Consider the following 18335-nt stretch of genomic DNA (forward strand, 5'->3'; position numbering starts at 1 on the left):
CAAGGGATATTGCTTCCCTTGGGAGGCATTCCCTTTCCATAAAAGGAAGTGCTTATGTTTAGCCAATTTGATAATAAGCAATTTGTCTGCGCGAAGATAAACTCTATAGGACTTAACGTAAAGTCTGAAAACGTTTTTTTAGAACTCGTATCGTCCGGGAACAACAGTTCCTCGCTCCGAGCTGAGTTTAAGTCCCAAGAGTTGTCTCAATTAGTAGATATGTATGTGGACGAGTTGATCGCATCTAATGCCCCCTTCCTTCAGACTGAGCCTTTAAGGGTGAAGTTGAAGTACTTTCTTCAGGTATTTGACAAACTCGGCTACGGCCACTTTTTGCTTAAACATTCTGACACTTCAGCAGCGGATATTGGCTTCTATGACATATGTGATCTAGTTAAGAAGCGAATAGAACTCACCTGTTCGACGCCAGATTCGGTGAAAGATAAATATCGAAGTTTAATGGAAGTGGAAGGGAAGGTTTTGATTTCCCGCCATGCATTAACCCATTTCTATCATTCCGAATATTTAGATTTTATTAGCTACTGCCGTAATAAGCTTATCGATGTGTTGGGGACTGTATATTGGACGTTTGTTGATATGACACGCACATATTCACTTTTGAGTCAGTATCAATACAGCCGAAAAATTAATAAGGATTGTAAGTTGTCTCTTTCTATTGATGACGCATCTTATCCTCTAAACATGCATGAACGATATATTACTCGTGATACTGTGAATGGAGAGCAACTGACAAACCGCAATAATGAAGCTATCACTAAACTTTATATGGATGTGGCATCAGGTGATTGTGTGCCTGTCAACATTAAAGTGGAAGTGACGACTCAGGGCGGTGTGTGTATTTATTCAGGCTTACTTGCGGCCAGTGCCTCGTACAGCCCTAAAGCAGTGATAAAAATCCACAACCGGAAAGAGCTTCTGAAAGAGATCATTCCAGTAATCAGATATCTCCAGGATGAACGGCATTTTGCTGCTTAATTAGCCGTCATCACGAAAACGCATTTAAATTTAACTCACCTCACGGGGAAGCAGCTTTTCCGTGGGGAAGCTCTTCCTTACCATTTAGAAGGAAGAAAATATGTTTAAATATCATGATATGACAAACTATGTGCGTGCAGAACTGGGCGGTATGGGGATAGATTTTGATGAGGCCGAAATTATCGCTTCTGTATGTCATACACAAAGCGATGAAGTCTCACTATCCTGCAAGCTGAAAGGTTCTGACTTGATAGATGCCGTCGATATCTATATTGGCACTTTATCAACAGATGCGCCTCTGAGTGCGGAGCACGCGGCCCTCAGTAAAAAAATCAAATCCCTTCTGTGGGCATATGATGATTTGGCTTCTGAAGAAATCCGCATTGAAGGGAAACACTATGCCAGCAGCCTGGTTGAACTCGAACCCGTGGTGGATGAAATCCTTGCCCATAGTGCTGACGTAACCCAGCGGTCGGGTTTTGATCTCGGAACCTACAACCAATTAATGGCAGTGAACGGGGAAGTGCATATTGCACGTTTTGCCCTGCAAAAATTTTGGGATACTGAATTCGAAGCATTCGTTGAGTATTTACAGGATTTACTGTCAGAGAATTTGCACCGGGCATACGAGACCTTTTCCAGCATAAATATGGCTATCTGCGGACTGAGTGAATATGAGTTTACTCGACAGATTAATGGTGGTTTAACGATGAATATTACTCTGTTAGAAGAGACAGACCCATTTGGATACCAAGACTGTTATATGGAAGAGGTAATGCTGCCTCATGGCAAAATTATTAACAAACGTAACAATGAAACTATTATTAATATTTTCAATAGTGCGGCGGATGAGTCGGAAATTTCGGCTTTGATGCGCATTTTATTTACTGATGAGCATGGAGAAGAGATTTATACTTCATACTCAGGAACGTATGTCTCTAAAGGTAAAAATGGGATGCTGAAAATTGCAAACCGGACAAGCCTTTTAAGAGAAGCGTTCCATGAACTCAGGAACATCCTGACACCACCTGCCTCCATGGCAGCATAGATGTAGATGTCCTTAAAATATTTATGATGCATCGACAAAAAGGCACGAGCTCCCGCGACGGGGGTTTGTGCCTTTTTTTTTTGCCTGTACCGTGCCGGGTGGCAGTCAGGTTCACAGTTACACCGTGTAACACCTAACCACCTAACGGGACGGAGATATGCAGGATCATTACTGGCCTTTCATCGGAAATGTGCTTAAGCAGGAAAATCAGGGTGGTTAGTGAAAAAATCAGGCCACAGGATTTGTATACTGTTTTCAACAGCGTGAAAGGAGATTTTATGACCCGCTTCAGTTCGCAAAGTCTGTCCGTGCAAGTAAGTGCCTTTTCGCCGGTTGAGTCTGAATTCCTTTACAAACACACGGCTTTCAGCATCGAGCGGTTACTGAATAATCCCAATGATAGTCAGCTTGAATATCTGTTTGAGAGACCTGCTGATGAGGTGCGGGAGGAGCTTGAGTTGAGGCTCCTCCGTGGAGAGCAATATATAACGACGGTGACGTGCAGTAATTTCTGTGCGGAAAATGGTTGTCTGGGCCACGTGCCGGAGTAGCGTTTTCATCTGGCTGTTTTAACTACCCTGAGAATTAAAATTAATGTTAACCGAATCGTTCTATGACTGCGTGATATATGCCGTTACGGCGGTGATCCTCATCTCTGCATTTTGGGAAAACAAGCAAAGTCGCTATGCGTATGTTTTTTTCTGGGGGAGTGTGGTGTTAACGGTCTTTCTGGTTGCCGCTGCGGCCACCAACTGGTGGTTATACCGTTCTGCCCTGGGCGGAGTCATTGTCATTTTCATTGTCAGTGGGCTGTGCATGACCCGATTCAGGTTGGTCGTTTATGCGCTGCGATTTCAGAAGCTGACTTCTGGCTTGGCGCAGCGGGTGCGGGCAGGCTGTCGGATCTTACTGGTGCTGCCTGAAGGCGAGGAAGAAAAAGAAGTGCTTCTGTTCCGGCTGCGAAATGCCGTAACGGACGACGCTTTTATACATGTACCTGGAGCTTTGGGGCCACGTTCGGATGATGTGCTGAGTCGACTCTCCGCTCTTCATTCAGCGGGTACCGGCTACCTGCTGGTTTGTGAAGGGCAAGTCGCGGCCAGGAGCTGGCTGAGCGTGGTTGAGAATGGTGACCCACAAACCTCTATCGCTGTTAATTTTCATTTGATCCCTGATCTGGAGTGAGAACGCATGACAAATGAACTGGACCCTCTGAGCAGTGACGAAATTCCGTTTGATACCCGCAATCAGGTGCGCCTGCATTTAAGTCGAAGCACACACAAAATGCTGGCGGGCGCTAAAGCCATACTTCATACGCGGGGACTTGAGGACGTGGCCATTGAAGATTTGCTGCGAGCCTGTCTGGAGGAGCACCAGCCGATTGATATGGTCAGTATTTATCTGGAGCACAGGCTAAAACAACGGGGCGACAGCATTTGTGATTATTAGGGTACCGGAGGTTGTTAGATTTTCTGCTGGCTGTGTTTAGATAGCGGGTATATCCGATAAATCAGGTATCAACATGCAAAATAAGGGTTACAGCACCGTGGTAGAGCGAATTTTTAAAGAAGAATTAGCGTTGTCGTTGTCATGCTGGATTTTCTCTTCCTCGCTTAGTCAGTGGGACTCACGGATCTTTTATGGCGTTGAGGCCGCACCAGGTGAAAAGGTGGGTCCGGATTCCCGGCGGGAAGCATTTTTCCGTTTTGTGGTTAACGAAGATGGCTTTGATGCTGGACAGCAGGTTGATGGTCTGGATTTATGCTGCTTTTCAATGCCGCGTGGCGCCATCCCTGGCGAAGAGTTTTCAGAATTCGAACGGATGACTGTACTTACCGGCGAACTGGTTAACGGTTTACTGTTGTCACTGCCGGAATATCTGGATTTGCCGGGACCTCTTGCTTACCAGATCCGGGATGAAATCACCGGTTTTAATGCGCTTGCGGGGGACGGCGTCTTCCATGGCTGGGGGACATCGGCCGAGCTGTGGAAAAATGAAATCTATCCACGTACCACGATTCAGCTGATGAATACGGCCGCAATCCATTAACAGATACAGGGGGAAGGCTTGCAAAAAAATCTGTTTCTTCTGGAGTGGAAGCTCTGTCAGTCGCGGGCCTGGTTGGGGTGGATGTTTCTGTGGACTGGGATCAGTTTGATACAGCTATTTGGACTTCTAATGACCAGCTATCTCCTGGGCCACTCGATATTACCCCCGGTATGGCTTTTGATCTGGTTGTCTCCCTTACCGGGATTTATGGTGAAGGTCCGGGTCGTCGAACTGCACAATAAGCTGGTACAGTCATTTTACTTGGCGGGGATCAATATTTTCACTCGCAGGGTGCCGTTGATGCCGGGAACCTGGTCTGTTGACCGGGTGAACGGACGCTATCGTCTGAACAGGATCACGCAGGATGGGCATACCGTGCATTACCCGTATCGCCCGTGTCAGCTGCCGTTATTTCTAACGCCAGAAATTAGAAGTTCGACCAGGAACGGCACCGATGAGTGAAAATCCGGAAGCAGTCAGCGCGGCGACTTCCTGTCTGCTGTATGTTCATCAGCATCGTGATAAGCGCGGGACAGGCTCCTCCGTGAATAATGCCCTGATCCAGGGCTGGCTGGACTCCGCAGATCGTCGCGGGCTGTGCTCACGACCTGCGCTCAAGTGCCTTCGCAACGCGCTTAAAAAGGCCAAAAAGAACCAGGTGAAGGACCTGATGAGTATCCTTGAGCTGCTCATTGAGGGTGAGGGCGTGATACCGGAAATACCGAACTCTGCCTTAGCCCGGGTACAGGCTCTGCGTGATGCATTGACCCGACGTGGCTGGTGGGTAAAATTCGGAACCCAGACGGACTGGGAGAGACTCGATCTGCAAAGCCGCCCCGTCTGTTTTGGTCTGCTTACTGATGTCGAACGCTGCTTCGACTTTCTGGGCCAGCAGACTGCGCCTTTATCCCTGTACTTTACCGGGGAGTGCCAGGACTTTGCGGAAGAGGCGCATCTCTGCGGATTTCATTACCAGGCAGGACAACCGGAATCGGTGGATAACATCCTTGTCTGGCGCTGCGCCATTTATTCGGGAGAGGTCTATGACGACCGAAAGACTGACAGAGTTGCGTGACGTAATCACGGCAGAAATTGGCCAACTGGGGGCGTATCTTGATGCTTACCCGCCGGTCTGCTCCATCATGATGAAAACCCACCCTGTAACGCGCCATGACGAGCGGAAAAGGGTGGTCAATAGCATGGACGTCGATGTCCTGGCAAAGGCGTCTAACGCCGAAATTCTGGACGCACTGTCCTATTTCAGCGTTTCCGATATCACCACGCTGGCGGCGGAGTCTACCAAAATCACGCAAAAATTTCCGGGCGTTGTCATTGTGCCCGGTGATCCACGGGAGCTGGGGCGATTGATCAGCGCCATCAACACGGCTAAGAAAAACTTCGCGATGGCGATGAGAGCGGTGGAGCTCGATAAGAGTCGCCGCTTTGAGAAAGTGCATGAAAAAATGCCTGGCCTCATTGTCCGTCAGTCCACGCGAAGCATTACCTTTGTCGAAGGTCAGCTTAAAAAAGTTACTTTTTCCTGGCGGTTGCAACGCAATCACGAGGTAAAGGACCGGGACCAGCTACTGAGCATGCTGGAAAAGCGTCTGGCGGTGGCGAAGATGTCGCCCACTACATCCCTCCCCGAACACTTGATGGGTATTGAATCGGCTATAGAGGCTATTGAGCACCAGGCACTGAAACAGGGTGAGTCATATCGCCTGTGCCGGGTGAATGCGTTTCCGGTACCGATAGCGCATCTGTTTGTTTTCCGTGGGGACGATGAGCCCCGGGCGGGAGCGAAGTACGCTGATGCCAATTACCGGGTTGAAAAATCTTCCCTGCCTGTTTTCGCAACGGGCCGGGTCCCAGAAGTGAAAGTTCTGGAACAGTGGCAACCCCGTGAACCGGGAGTGCCTCGCAAGCAAAGGCTGGAATACCGTGATCTCCTGCCGGGTGTGGATACGGGTATCTTTATTGTCAGGAATGCGTGAGGAGAGCATATGCAGTGGATTTCTACCGCCAGCCAGCAAATTGATGAACGCCTCTTTATGGTGTTCTTGTGGGCGAAAAAATACCATGCCGATTCCATTCATCGGGTGGTCTATACCGTGGATCTGCAAAAATCACGGCATCCTGCGCAAGAGGATCAGGTACGGGCTGAGCTGCTGTGCGGTAACTACTTTCTGTTACGTAAGGAAAATCAGATTGATCATCTCTGGAACGGCCATGAGCTAAGCTGGCAGGCTTTCACTCCCGCCCTTCAGTCCCTGCTGCTAGGAAAAGACGTTCCGGAAACACTGCGGTCACTCGCCGATTATATGCAGATGCGCTGGCAGGGGTTAACCATGGTGCCCATGACCGGCACACTCAGGACGTCAGCGATGGAAGATGGTATTTGCTGGGTCAAAGTCGATATGCACTACTACTGGCGCAATGAGGTGGTCGAGTCAGTACTGGGGCCGGTGCAGGTGACGCAAAAGGCACTGGTGCGGTTTGGCACCTTGGCAAAACATGATGTTAATGCGAGTGCCCTACGAATGCTGAGCCGCCGGTTGACGTCAGAATTTCTTACCGAGTTTGAGATGGAGGCACAGGAGCTCAGTCGCAAGCAGGAGATGTTCGGAACGAAAGACGTTAAAATGTACTATCACTCGCACTATCCTAGCCAGAAATTGCTGCTGGTCCGCACCCACGGGAAGGAATGGATGATGGTCGATGCATTTTTGTTCCACCATACGAAACCCAAAAATGGCGGCACGACGGCCAAGCGTAAATCCAAAACCAACGTCGCGGTCAACTGAATAAGGAGTGTATTAGTGCAACTGGCAATTATGATTTGCATTGTCATCGTCATGGCAATCGGCGCATCTTTTCTCACCAATTATTGCGTCACGGTGCTGGAAAAACTGTATTTTAAGCGGGCGCTGAACATGGAGTATTTTGCCTGGCTGCGGGTTATGTTTGCTGGCGTTTTGTATATCTTCGTGCTGGCCATTCCGACCTTTGAGCTGATCTACACCCTGAAACTGATTTCACTGGCCAACGTCGCGATACAGACGATGAAGCTTAACGGGATCTACAAACTAAAGCGCGGGAACGGTGCCATGACGGTCAAACCAGAATCACCGCTGTCACGGTTCAACCCGTTTAAAAAGAAGTGACGTGGATCGTCGCCATCAGTGTGGCGGTTGTTGCTAACCGTCCCGTCAATTTCGTGCCGCGAGCAAATTAATCGGCCAGGAGAAAAAGGGAAGCGGATGAAAATCAAATTACGGCTGGTGGCCATGCTGTTGCTTTTAACCGGCTGCGACCAGAAAAATGAAGTCGTGGGGAATCCCCTCAAACTGGTCTTCTCCACTGGGTCTTTACAACTCCCTTCTGTAGTTATTATTCCCGGCTGGCCAATGGATGACCACGGTAGGCGTGCACTGGTATATGGCAACACCGTTTGCCCGACGGGCACTTTGAGCGATGCGAATGAGGCTGGTTGCGTGGTTATTCAACCGGAAGATAGCAGTGTCTCGGTCAGCGTTATTGCATCACGTAGCGGGAGCCAGGTTACGCAACAGGAGATCTGGTCAGTTGAACGCTTGGGCACTTTTCCTGATGATGTTATTAGACTGAAGCGTCCGGATAGCACATACGTCAGTATGTGGAAAGGCACCGGCAGCTGATTGAGTTTCTGGCACCCTTTTGAAAGAAATTCGGCTTTTTGACTGATGATTTTCTCGGGCAGGAGAGAGATATGCGCTATTTGAAAGCGCTGTTATTGGCAATAGTAGGGCTTTACTTTGCGGTTTTTATTGCTGCATTTGCGGAGTTTCAGATTTGGATTCATGCTGAAAAGTACCCATTGTGGCTGGCAACGCCACTGGTGATAAAGCATTATCCACCGTCCATGACCGATGGGGGATTATTTGAGTACGTGGATAAGGTGTGCGGGCCGGAAAGGGGTATGATTGCCTTTACGGATAAAACGAATGGTCACTTTGTTCGTTGTGATCATGCGCTCTCCGCTACCGCCTGGTGGCACGGTGTGTATCGCCTCATACCTGAGTAATCGAATTAAAAAAAAGTAAGTACTCGTTACTCGCCCAAAACTATACCGGGCTCTCAATAGGGCCCGACCGCAAATTGCAGCTTCACGCCTCCCGAAAGGCCTCACGCATAAACAGCGTCATCGCCTTGTTCCCGGCTTCAATATTGCGAATATATCGAAGCACCATTTCCTGACTTGACCAGTTCCCCATTTCCATAATTTGCACCAGTGAGTAACCTTTTTGTGCAAGTTGAATGGCACCTCCTACGCGAACGCTGTGACCAGTCCAGCACCGGATCTCGTCTTCATTGGGGTTCAGGGTGTACCAGAGATCGTAAAACGCCCTTAACAGGGTATCTTTGCTGAGAATCCCTTCATCATCGGCTTTCTCCGGCTCCGTTTCCTGAACTGGCGTCCTGTTTGCCCGATATGGCATGTTGTGGCGCTGAAGTAGCGTATCGATATCGTTGCCTCGGCTGCGAAGCAGCCAGCCTTCGGGCATGTAACCGGTGTCGTGAGCATTCACAGCCTGAAAGAGAAATTCTGTAGGGTGGGTGCGCCCATCTTTGCCTACCAGGTTCATCAGTCGCAGGAGGCTGGTGGTGAGCTGCGGTGACAGGCGATAGGACAAATTGGTGCTGGCGGCGGTTTTAGTACGGTATACCGATAGGGTGAATTCAAGAGACATATCATCCAGCCGGAGATCCTGAAGCCGGATGCGGCGGATCTCCACTGAGCGGAGGAGTGTCTCAAACCCCAGCCAGATAAGGCACAGGTCACGAAGCTTTCTGACGGAGTGAGTCCCAGCATAAAGGGATATCAGTTTTTTGAGATCGGGAAGCATAAAGGGCGTTGCCTGGCGTGTTACCGTCTGGCGCCGGGTTTCATCATTTTTCAGGGTTTCCAGGATGAACCAGATTTCAGAAGAGAGAACGCCGGGGGCATCGAGCCCTTTTTTATGAATGCTATTTAATGCCTGGACGCAGCTGACGACGCTGCTGCGGCGAAGCCTGCCACCCAGATGCTCGACAAAGACTTCAAAGGCTTCCGGGTGTGCCGGTATAGCGCTGGCGGGCCAGCTGGCTTCGTTGGCCGCATTGGCGTAATACCAGTCCCCCCAGACTCGCATCCAGTGCAGATATGTCTTGGCAGTATTGAATTTGAGATGAGAGAAATAGCGAACCAGGCGGGTCAAAGACCGGCCGTCGGTGTTTAACCGGGCAACCTGTGAAAGCACGTCGCCCTCCGCAATATGGTGGGTAATTTCGGTCATCGATAACGTCGCCTCGTTACTGTATGGATCTCCAGTAATTATACCATTGTGAATTGGGAGATAAAACAAGGGTGCTGCACCAAAAATAAGATATGCTGTTATTGCTCTGCATGACCCGCTGATGCGGGGAATAAAAAAACGGACAAAGACAAAACCAAGGCTAACTATGTCTGAAAATAAACAGCAGTACCTGATGACTTTCCGAAAGTGCTCTACGTTTGTAACGCTGGATATTGTTTACGAACGCCTCAATGAAAAATACGGGAGAGCAAATATGATGGAATTGTCCGGCGCCTACGATCACCGCAAGGCCGAACTGACCATGCAAAGGCTCTACGATAAAGTGCCTGCCAGCGTCTGGGCCTTTGTCCGCTAATCATCGCCCTGCCTCCGGGAATATTATGCGGTCGGGTATTCTGAAAAGTAACTTTTGATGTTATTCGCCCCTGAGAAGCGGAGAGATATCACCGGTCTGATAAAAAATCGCTGAGCGGCTATTCGATATACTGTCTCCGGGATGAAGAGGGGGATGGCGAATATGCGAAAGAGTTACACCTACGGGATACCATTCGGTATACACAAAAAAACAGGACAGATCCTCGATATTACTGAGGTGGAACGGGGAACGGACTGCGGCTGTATCTGCCCCGGCTGTAAGACAGAGCTGGTGGCTAAGCAGGGAGAGGTCAACCTCTGGCACTTCAGCCACTCGACTTGTCTGTCTGGGGACTGTGATGGTCTTATGCAGGCTCTCCGGGCCAAGATCATCGAAATTCTGAACGAACAATGTCAGCTGGCGGTGCCGCACGTGCTCGAAGGGTACGAAGGCGGTACAGTCACTCTGGACAAAGTGGAAGAAAGCCAGCAGATGTTTGGCGCTACCGCTGATCTGGTGGTCACTATTGATAAACTCCGGGTCGGGGTTTTTCTGGATCTTGACCGAACGCTGGCATCCCGCCTGTCCTTTGAGCAACTCCATCCTTCTGAGCCGGTTGCTGCCCTGCGGATTGATGTGCCTGATCTCGAATTCGAGCTGGGCCGGGTACAACGAGGTGAGCGGCACTGTACCTACAGCGAATGCATCGAGGAGCTCATCACTGGGAATGCTGCGTCCCGGGAGTGGTTGTATCATCCGGTGCTTCATCAGCTCAATGGTGAAAAGCAAAAAATCTATCATGGCCGGGAGCCAGCGGAAGCCGGTCCTCTTCGCCAGCGCCTTGCCGACCATGCAATTATCATGCGGGACACGTTACCTGCCAGCCAGAATGCGTTAATCATGCAGCGTCGGTCGACGATAACCTGCCTGAGTCGGCTGACGGTTCGGGGTACCGAGATAGCACAGACAGATGAGTTCCCGCTGTTCCTGCGTTACTTTCGGCTGCACTGTTTTGAAAATTGCGACACAGTGAGCATCGAAAAACTGGCAACCTTCTCAGACATGATAGCCGACACCGACGAGGGACAGCGCCTCACTCAGGAGGAGCGGGACTACCTGGGAGAGTTGGTCCGCATAGGTTATTTTAATCAGCGCCTCTGCGAGGCGTTTGTCACGAAAAGCGATGACCTGCAACCGGAAATAGGTTATTCCGGGGAGCTCTTTGAGCGCCATTGTGACCATTAATTTCCGGTCCTACTGGGGTGACTGCGCTCGATGGCCGGTAGCCCCTTTAATTCCACCGGATACTATGCAGCGCGTCATGCAGCTGCATCCTGACCTTGTCATCTCCGCCCGACTTTAACGAGGTGGTGATGATGGCGATGCCGTTCCCGGCGGGAATCTGATGCATCTCCACCTGCCAGACAGCATCTGTTACGCCATCCGTACGCTGATAGCGTGTCACAACACTGGCTTTACCTGCCAGTTCGGCGACCGAGCATGAAGGGGCGGTGACGATCTTCATTCCCAATTTACCAAGGGATTCCCCCATTGGGCCCGCCATGAGGTGGCACATTTCATCCAGATCGGCTTTGCTGGCGCCTTTGATATCTGCGTCGGTCAAGCTTGCGGCTGAAAAAGAGGCCCGAAAAATCCCGGTATTCCGCTGTGCGTCGGAGTCTGAATTAGCGGCAAGCGGCGTCAGATTTGGTGGGGTGCCATCAGCCGGTACGCGCTTTTTAATCGCGGATATCTGGTCAGAAGACAACAGATGCCAGCTTTCAGGCAGCTCAACACTCATGCCATTGCCCACCACATAGCGATGATGGCCCGGGGACGGGAGTGTGTCCGGTGTGGGCTGCTGTGATAACGCAGTGGAGGGTTCAGCCTGCACACTGTTGCGTTGCAGTTCTGCGGCGAAGAAAAATATAACTTTAAAGGCAATAAAAACACCGACCATAAACAGTATTTTCTTTAACGTTCTCATTCAGTGTTCCCTGTCATGTACGGACGAATGGCCCGATTGTGTTTGGGCCAATGCAGGTTTATTAGCTGTATGTAAAAGCCAGACTGGCCTGTTACGACACCTTATCTCTGAGCCATCGTGTCAGCCCGCTGGTCACGATGAGTTCTGCCAGCCGGGTGGGGCCGATCAGCGTGACTCCATCGTGTTCACGATCCTCACGTAAAGTCCCCCGGTGCCAGACAAAGAACATCCGGCTGTAGCTGTGGCTTGCCTGGAACAGCGACAGGTATTCAGACAATATGGACTCGTCGGCGACAGACTTCACCTGGACGAAGGCTCGCTCTTGGGTGGTAGGCAGCTCCAGTTCAATATCGACCATCTTCTGTGTCCTGCCAAGCGAGCCGGTTCTCCGCCAGCCACTGGAGGAAAAAATTAGATCAACAAGGAGCTCAAAATCCTGCCAGGTCAGCAAACTACACAGCCCTGAGATAGCCTTCAGGTACTGAGCTTCAGCAAGATCGGCGGCGATAATCTCCGGTGACAGCTCGTCATTGATTTTACGCAGAACGTAGCTGGCGAGGCGCATATCGCAGATGGTGCCCCGGTAATTCCGGGTCGCGAGAAGCTCACCGCTGAGGGCGCGGTGGGAAAGAAGGTGACCGGCCAGACTGTGGCTGTGCCAGCCGTTCACTGTCGGCCGCATCCTGCTTCCATCTTCCAGTTCGGTGACGTCGCCGCAGGGCTGACACCAGTGCATTAATCCCTGGCTGAAGGTGATGAAGAGTATGTCGAGGGTGGCGGTGTAAAACGCTTTTATCTGCCTGACATCACTTGTGGCTGTCGACGGATTGTTATTTCTGAGAGGCATCCAGACTTTATGCACGTCCTCCCACTTTCCATCAAGGCATATCTGGTGGGGCGTATCATGTTAGCCGAATCGGATAGTGCCGGATGCGAGACAGTCGTGCTCCCATTCGCCTCCTTCGCCCAGCTTAATGTATTTCACTTCCGTAGCCCGGATTTTTTTCACAATGGCCTCACGTCGTTAACAGGATTGACTGAATGAATTTTTCTGATTTTACGCCTGAATTCGAATTAAGGCGCTCTTTTGGGGGGCGGTTGGGATTCGGAAATTACCCTACGTTAAGCATTCAGGCTTAATGGGTGATTTCAGTCCAAAAGGAATGATTAGGTTTTCTGGATTCGCGGGTAGACGACCAATATTTTGCAGAAAATTTCAACGGGCTGTCTATGATGACGTGATGAGCCTTTTTAATCAGCATTGACAACGCTCTCTTGGTGAGTAAATATTAACTCAGGTTAAACAAGGCTAGGATTTGGTTCTGTGAAAATTAACTTCGTCCGACGTAGTTCATGTAAAAGAACAAGTATTATCATATCTGACAATCTTTGTAACTTGTGGAGGAATTGCAGGCCAATATCTAGCGACGAAAGTATGCGAACTGCGATTAGAGAAAGGCTCGAAACCTTAACTGATCCTGTAGAAGGGGTAACATTCCAGCAAGTTGCAGAGGGCATGCTGGTCAATGATATTCTTGCGTTTCATAGCCGGTTGCTGGAAAGCAAGGAGCAAATGAAAAATGATGTTATTGACGAGTTACTACCGTGGGTACAGGCACAAGTCGAACCAGGATCATCAGCAAAAGAGGCTTTAATAGCAATATCTGACTTTAAAAAAGTAAAATGGAATGTATTTGAGAAATTCAAATCTCTTGATGAACAGAAATTTTAATGCGTGTGATTGTTCAGACGTACAATGAGAACAACTAAAGCTTTATCGACCGGTGCCGATATTAATATTGGTAATTAATTAATGTGAGGTTTTTATGTTAATAACAGATACTATGGTTTGAATTTTTATTTATGCTGTTGCTTTCGCTATAGTTTTGCCTCTTGTAATTAGTAAAAGTGCTTTATGGATTGGCGTTTTATTTTTCATTTCTGCTTTGGATTTAATCTACATCTTAAGTCGGCCAAAGAGAAATGCTAAATCTCATTAGCGTGTAGTTCTTTCAAGTAATCATCCCTTGCACTAGGGCTCCGCTTGGAAAAGAGAAAACAACATACGCTTAGATTGCTTTTTAACCAAATGACTATTGGTGATCCCTCAGATTGTAGGGCTACAGCGTTTTGTGTACGAAATCGAGCGATTTTGGACACTATGCCGCAGCTCTATCCGAAATAGACAAAACCAGAAAAGGACAGCCTGGTAGCTCCGTACATCCCTTACGGTCTCAATTGAACGAAATCCCCCGTTAATGCTTAACGTAGGGTAATTTATGAATTCCAGGCGACTCCCTTTTGCGTGATCTGCATAACGAGACTTCACCCGGACAATAAACGGTGGGGAATATTCAGGCAGATGGAAGGATACATCGTGATAGCGGCTAATCCGGGCCGGTAGCAGAAAAACCGGCGACATTGAACCGGTACAATGGACGCTGTCGGTTTCACATTTCACCCGAGGAGAAACGAGTGACGATCACGGAACAGTTTCAGCAGCATGTTGTGACCCATATGCAAAACCTGAGTGCCGAATCCCGGGCGGCATGGGCGGCATTTTCTGAAGAGGGCGAGTGTGTCTCGATATCCTGTGAGGTGTACCGGGGATGTCTGGGACGTAAGTGCAATGACGATTTTGTCGCGATGGCCACGGCGCACAATGGCATTCGGCCGGATGAGTATTTTATCCCCTGGCTGGCGGGTCCGCACGAGGTCATCGGTACGGTGACTTGCGATGACACTTCCCCGGCGCCGGTGTATTTTTTCCAGCACAACGGGGTTTATGCCATGGTCATCAGCGAAACTCAGGTCATGGATATGTGGCTGAGCTGGCCGCGATATCCGGCGGACTGGTGATCGGGTGCAGTATTCGATGCAGACCCGGGTGCTAAACCAGCAGAGTACCCGTGGTAAGGTCAGTAAGTTGCATGCCATCATCCCACATGCCCCTGCTAAGCCCAAGGGAGCTTTCAGGCTTCGCCTGATTTTGGCATTTTCGCCGGTCTTCAAGGCGATATCTTTTTGTTTTCTCTTTTTTTCTCATTATCTCCTCGTAAAGTGCGGGCGGTCTGACAGGGTGGCAGTGTTGCATGTAGGGGAGGTCAGGTACGGGCAGAATGGCAAGGTTCATGGGGGTTTGATGTGTTCTCCTCTATATTTGGAATGATGGCATGCAATTCATTAAGCACTCATCCACCTGATGCTTTGATGGGCAGACTTTTATTTACATGAGGGGTGATGCGCTCGGTCAAAAACTCCGATCTGTCAATGACGTAGCTGCAAGCTCAACTTTAACTGCTGGTGAATGAAGTATCCGGTTACTCCAGCAACTGGTTGAGCAGCATCGTCAGTTAGATGAAGATAAACGCCATTTTGTGAACCGGATAATCAATGCGGGGCTGTTCAAATCCCTTCCGGGCATGGTGCCGTGTATACGCCCAAGAATGCTTGCCGCACTGGATGATAACCCTTACTGAAGCCATAAAAAGCTTGTCGAATGTCTCAGGGCATGAAGCTGACGGTCGGAATGCATACACTTACTTTGAGTTGTCTTAAGCAATGGGGAACGGGTCAAGCAGTCGGTACAAAAATAGGCTAAGTGTAAGATATTCCCCGTTTTGCAAGGGGACCCCGTTTCGTGTCTGATATGAAAAAGCCGCTCGTAAGCGGCTGGTGGGATTATGGTTGATATTACTTTTTGTAACGTGCAGCGCTCAAAAAAAGCTCGTTTCTTCTCAGTCTGACGCCCATTTGGTCGAGCTGGTAACCATGATGCTACATCACCTGACGGGCCATTCGTCCAAGCATTTGCTTTATTCGGTCATTGTTTTCATTACTCACTTCACTCCCAAAATGCTCAAGTATACTGGGCTGAACACCCTCAAGTGCGGGTCGAGACAAATACGTCCCCGTTTCCATGCGAACCACGGTTTCACGCTCATTCATGAAAGACCACAGACGATTACCTAAATCACTGCCTGCTAAATCAGAGAAACTGCCCGCATCAAAATCCATAATAGCCTCATCGGTGGTTTAATTTACATATGTACTATATGACATGTTATATATGAGATCAGGAAATGAGGTAGCCGATTACGCACTTTGGGTTTAATTTTTTTCCCGAACCAACCGAGATGCATTAAGCTTTTTTCTGGCAGCTTAAATTTGACACAACTTAATATAATGAGTCATTAATCAGGTTCAGTATGCTGCCAGTACGTTTTATTCGTTATGGTAAGCCGTTAGTTTTCTACTAACTGAACGACGACAAGCCTGCCGCCATCCTCCTTTGATAGAACAAACTGAGCGTTATTCGTTAGTTCAATTTTTGCCCCAATGGCAATCTGTCGTTTATCCGGTAATGACATAAGCCCAGATATGCCTTCATTTACTAACCACCATTGATCGTTATGGAAAACAAAATAACCAACTCGCTTCCTTTGTGCATCCGTTGTACGTTCATTTGGTGCGATAAGGCGATTCACATGCCATGCATATACAGACTGCCCGCTCCAGACCATCAACCGGTGGTCGTCAGGACGATAGCTGCCTTCTTTACGGGAAGAGTAAAAATTTAGCACGGGTAATTTACCCTTGTACGGCGTACCGCAATAAGGACAAATCGGCTTTGTCTTACCTGAGAAAACGTACCATTTCTGTTCCCCCCCCTTGTTCTGGCAGGGCTGTATCAGATCGACTGTTTTAACCAGAGCACTTTCCCATTCATCGGCTGTTGGGCGTTTTTTGTACATCCTCACCAGGTTATCCCATCTCTGATGCTGAATTCCCTGCCAGAACGGCACAGAATGAAGCCAAAAAAATTTTATCCACAGAAATCCGCAAATGAATAAATAATCAAATCTGGAAAGGAATAACAGCAAACCCGCAAAATTATCTACCCCCCTTTTTTATATCCCTTTTCATTTCATGACAGGATAAATTTTTGTCTTCCGCAACACTGTGGATAAATCATAATGCCTTCGCATGCAATGGCCTGACGGCCATGCGCTCAGAGAAAAAACTGAGGTCCCTCCCGTCGCAGGCGCCGGGCCCCGGTCTGGCCAGAATCAAGCATTGAGCATACCCCTGACCCCTGCTAAACCGACGCAGCCCCGGCCCGAAGGGCCAGAACACCCTCGCTTTAAAAGGAATGTTGTAACTAGAATTTTAGGTCGCTGTATGTAGTATTGCGGGACGTAAAGCTGTACACGCGCGTAAGCGCCTCACGGCGCTAACGCGGAGATACAACCCGTCAGCGGCTAAGAGCCTTGACGGGTTCACTCCGACCGCGCAAAAGAAGTTTCTTCATGGCTTTAAGCGGGTATGGCTTTGCAGGGAATGGGGTGGGTAAGGCAGAACCTGTCAAACTGCAGCGGCTGACGCCGGTCACGGCGACACCAGCCTTCAGCGCAGAACGTGACACTATTTGTCGCCTTTATGCCCTGACGGGCATCCATAACAGAAGCATTCCTGCCAGTAAAAGATGGCCAGCATAAGCGAAATAAAAAAAATGACGCGGCATGAAACGCTGAATGTTATCCGGAACGTGATCGCGCGCCAGCATAACGACCACTGCAGGAAAAACGAGAGTGGGGACCGTTGCGAACAGAAGCGTTTCCACCGGGGATGAAATCAGGTGCGTCATTCCGTTGAGGCAGAATAAAGCAAGGATAGCTGCGACTGCCCCTGCACGGCGCCAGCCAGCTGCTACAGGAGAAAACATCAGTACCAGTGAAGCGGCGAGGAGGAGACCCGGCAGGCCATAGCTTCCGGGAGTGAGCGGGATTACCAGAACTGCGAGAATTATCCCCCCGAAGAAAATTCCACGGCTCCCGAACCGGTAATGCAGGGCAAAGAGCTGTGTGACGCTCGCGAACACGAACAGAATGTTCAGCGCATACCAGGGCATCTGATGATGAAACGCCAGTGTGAATGCCGGCTGAGTCAGACACGTCCAGCCCCACAGACGGTTTGCGCGTTGCTGCAGACGAGCGGGATTGTTGAATACGTTCATCGCCCAGATAAGCGTGAAGAGGGGGAAGGCCATCCTGCCAAGCGCATACAGCAGGGGTTCTGGTTTCGCCAGAAACAATGTGTTGGTGTGATCGACCAGCATGGACAGAAGCGCCACTATTTTGACTGCGTCCAGAGCTGCCGGATTCAGACTGTCCCGATATAATCCTTTCTGTCGTGGTAAATGACGAGGAACTGGCAGATTCATTAAAATTCGTCTCATTCCGGCATTTATTCATAAGCCAGTTCTGAAGCCAGCGCCAGAACTGGCGACCGGTATCAACTGGCAATCGCACTTTGATACGTTCAAGGATTTTACGGGCGGCAAATTCTGATTTATCACGAAATACAAGCATCGCACCGTTGATGTCATTGTTCTGAATACAGAGACTTAAAATATGAAAATCGTTCATAACCTTTCCTGTCTGATAATATCATTATCGGCAGAAGGCTTGGGTTATTTAGCACAAATTAGTATATTTATCATCTATTTATAATTTAGCGCAGAGAAAAAATCAATATCGCAGATCATTTTAATAATGATTCTT

Annotated in this window: 22 protein-coding genes and 1 pseudogene; 17 read left to right on the plus strand and 6 right to left on the minus strand. The window is 49.2% G+C overall.

The window, feature by feature from the left end; genetic code table 11:
* The first annotated feature begins 54 nt into the window (after window positions 1–54).
* From JBO43_RS18305 to JBO43_RS18365, 13 genes are all read left to right on the plus strand, one after another.
* Window positions 55–996, plus strand: coding sequence for a hypothetical protein (locus tag JBO43_RS18305; protein WP_202668505.1), 942 nt, complete (start codon window positions 55–57; stop codon window positions 994–996).
* Window positions 997–1096: 100 nt separating this feature from the next.
* On the plus strand, window positions 1097–2044 hold the full coding sequence (locus tag JBO43_RS18310) for a hypothetical protein (protein WP_202668506.1): 948 nt from the start codon (window positions 1097–1099) through the stop codon (window positions 2042–2044).
* 278 nt (window positions 2045–2322) lie between these two features.
* Window positions 2323–2595, plus strand: a complete 273-nt coding sequence (locus JBO43_RS18315) for a hypothetical protein (protein WP_202668507.1) — start codon at window positions 2323–2325, stop codon at window positions 2593–2595.
* A 43-nt stretch (window positions 2596–2638) separates the two neighbouring features.
* The gene (locus JBO43_RS18320) at window positions 2639–3229 is read left to right on the plus strand and encodes a hypothetical protein (protein WP_202668508.1); all 591 of its coding nucleotides are present in this window, start codon (window positions 2639–2641) and stop codon (window positions 3227–3229) included.
* Between the two features lie 6 nt (window positions 3230–3235).
* Window positions 3236–3493 (plus strand): hypothetical protein, encoded by a 258-nt coding sequence (locus tag JBO43_RS18325; RefSeq protein ID WP_202668509.1) that lies wholly within the window; start codon window positions 3236–3238, stop codon window positions 3491–3493.
* A gap of 73 nt (window positions 3494–3566) precedes the next feature.
* On the plus strand, window positions 3567–4094 hold the full coding sequence (locus JBO43_RS18330) for a hypothetical protein (protein ID WP_202668510.1): 528 nt from the start codon (window positions 3567–3569) through the stop codon (window positions 4092–4094).
* Window positions 4095–4223: 129 nt separating this feature from the next.
* Entirely contained in the window at window positions 4224–4556 is a 333-nt protein-coding gene (locus tag JBO43_RS18335) for a hypothetical protein (RefSeq protein ID WP_237730115.1), read from the plus strand.
* Window positions 4549–5169 carry a DUF2913 family protein gene (locus JBO43_RS18340; RefSeq protein ID WP_202668512.1) on the plus strand — a complete coding sequence of 207 codons (621 nt, stop codon included), beginning with the start codon at window positions 4549–4551 and terminating at the stop codon, window positions 5167–5169. The genes JBO43_RS18335 and JBO43_RS18340 overlap by 8 nt, the downstream gene beginning before the upstream one ends.
* The gene (locus tag JBO43_RS18345) at window positions 5138–6088 is read left to right on the plus strand and encodes a DNA replication terminus site-binding protein (protein WP_202668513.1); all 951 of its coding nucleotides are present in this window, start codon (window positions 5138–5140) and stop codon (window positions 6086–6088) included. Before JBO43_RS18340 ends, JBO43_RS18345 begins: the two co-directional genes overlap by 32 nt.
* 9 nt (window positions 6089–6097) lie before the next feature.
* Window positions 6098–6898, plus strand: coding sequence for a hypothetical protein (locus JBO43_RS18350; RefSeq protein ID WP_202668514.1), 801 nt, complete (start codon window positions 6098–6100; stop codon window positions 6896–6898).
* A gap of 15 nt (window positions 6899–6913) precedes the next feature.
* Window positions 6914–7258, plus strand: a complete 345-nt coding sequence (locus JBO43_RS18355; protein ID WP_331251903.1) for a hypothetical protein — start codon at window positions 6914–6916, stop codon at window positions 7256–7258.
* 96 nt (window positions 7259–7354) lie between these two features.
* On the plus strand, window positions 7355–7771 hold the full coding sequence (locus JBO43_RS18360; RefSeq protein WP_202668515.1) for a hypothetical protein: 417 nt from the start codon (window positions 7355–7357) through the stop codon (window positions 7769–7771).
* A 71-nt stretch (window positions 7772–7842) separates the two neighbouring features.
* Window positions 7843–8157: a hypothetical protein gene (locus JBO43_RS18365; RefSeq protein ID WP_202668516.1), complete on the plus strand. Its 315-nt coding sequence runs from the start codon at window positions 7843–7845 to the stop codon at window positions 8155–8157.
* An 82-nt stretch (window positions 8158–8239) separates the two neighbouring features.
* Here JBO43_RS18365 and JBO43_RS18370 read toward each other — a convergent pair whose 3' ends face one another.
* A complete protein-coding gene (locus JBO43_RS18370) occupies window positions 8240–9409 on the minus strand; it encodes a site-specific integrase (protein ID WP_202668517.1) in 1170 nt (389 codons plus the stop codon).
* Window positions 9410–9575: 166 nt separating this feature from the next.
* On the opposite strand from JBO43_RS18370, the gene JBO43_RS18375 reads away from it, so the two are divergent.
* Together JBO43_RS18375 and JBO43_RS18380 are read left to right on the plus strand one after the other, a co-directional pair.
* The gene (locus JBO43_RS18375; RefSeq protein WP_202668518.1) at window positions 9576–9785 is read left to right on the plus strand and encodes an Hha/YmoA family nucleoid-associated regulatory protein; all 210 of its coding nucleotides are present in this window, start codon (window positions 9576–9578) and stop codon (window positions 9783–9785) included.
* 162 nt (window positions 9786–9947) lie between these two features.
* A complete protein-coding gene (locus tag JBO43_RS18380; protein ID WP_202668519.1) occupies window positions 9948–11030 on the plus strand; it encodes a competence protein CoiA family protein in 1083 nt (360 codons plus the stop codon).
* Window positions 11031–11076: 46 nt separating this feature from the next.
* Here JBO43_RS18380 and JBO43_RS18385 read toward each other — a convergent pair whose 3' ends face one another.
* Both JBO43_RS18385 and JBO43_RS18390 read right to left on the minus strand, forming a co-directional pair.
* Window positions 11077–11772, minus strand: coding sequence for a hypothetical protein (locus JBO43_RS18385; protein WP_202668520.1), 696 nt, complete (start codon window positions 11770–11772; stop codon window positions 11077–11079).
* A 91-nt stretch (window positions 11773–11863) separates the two neighbouring features.
* A complete protein-coding gene (locus tag JBO43_RS18390; protein WP_237730116.1) occupies window positions 11864–12634 on the minus strand; it encodes a hypothetical protein in 771 nt (256 codons plus the stop codon).
* A gap of 573 nt (window positions 12635–13207) precedes the next feature.
* Here JBO43_RS18390 and JBO43_RS18395 point away from each other — a divergent pair.
* Both JBO43_RS18395 and JBO43_RS18400 read left to right on the plus strand, forming a co-directional pair.
* Complete coding sequence (locus JBO43_RS18395; protein WP_202668521.1) at window positions 13208–13504, plus strand: hypothetical protein; 297 nt, start codon at window positions 13208–13210, stop codon at window positions 13502–13504.
* A 743-nt stretch (window positions 13505–14247) separates the two neighbouring features.
* Window positions 14248–14631 (plus strand): hypothetical protein, encoded by a 384-nt coding sequence (locus JBO43_RS18400; protein ID WP_202668522.1) that lies wholly within the window; start codon window positions 14248–14250, stop codon window positions 14629–14631.
* A gap of 918 nt (window positions 14632–15549) precedes the next feature.
* On the opposite strand, the gene JBO43_RS18405 is transcribed toward JBO43_RS18400, so the two are convergent.
* The 3 genes and pseudogenes from JBO43_RS18405 to JBO43_RS18415 form a co-directional block, all read right to left on the minus strand.
* Window positions 15550–15789 carry a hypothetical protein gene (locus tag JBO43_RS18405; protein ID WP_202668523.1) on the minus strand — a complete coding sequence of 80 codons (240 nt, stop codon included), beginning with the start codon at window positions 15787–15789 and terminating at the stop codon, window positions 15550–15552.
* 227 nt (window positions 15790–16016) lie between these two features.
* Window positions 16017–16517: pseudogene (locus JBO43_RS18410) on the minus strand (kinase); the annotation flags it as partial.
* 692 nt (window positions 16518–17209) lie between these two features.
* On the minus strand, window positions 17210–17995 hold the full coding sequence (locus tag JBO43_RS18415) for a TraX family protein (RefSeq protein ID WP_202668524.1): 786 nt from the start codon (window positions 17993–17995) through the stop codon (window positions 17210–17212).
* Window positions 17996–18335: the final 340 nt, after the last annotated feature.

This window comes from Lelliottia jeotgali (assembly GCF_016771845.1).
In the GTDB taxonomy this organism is placed as follows: Bacteria; Pseudomonadota; Gammaproteobacteria; order Enterobacterales; family Enterobacteriaceae; genus Enterobacter; species Enterobacter jeotgali.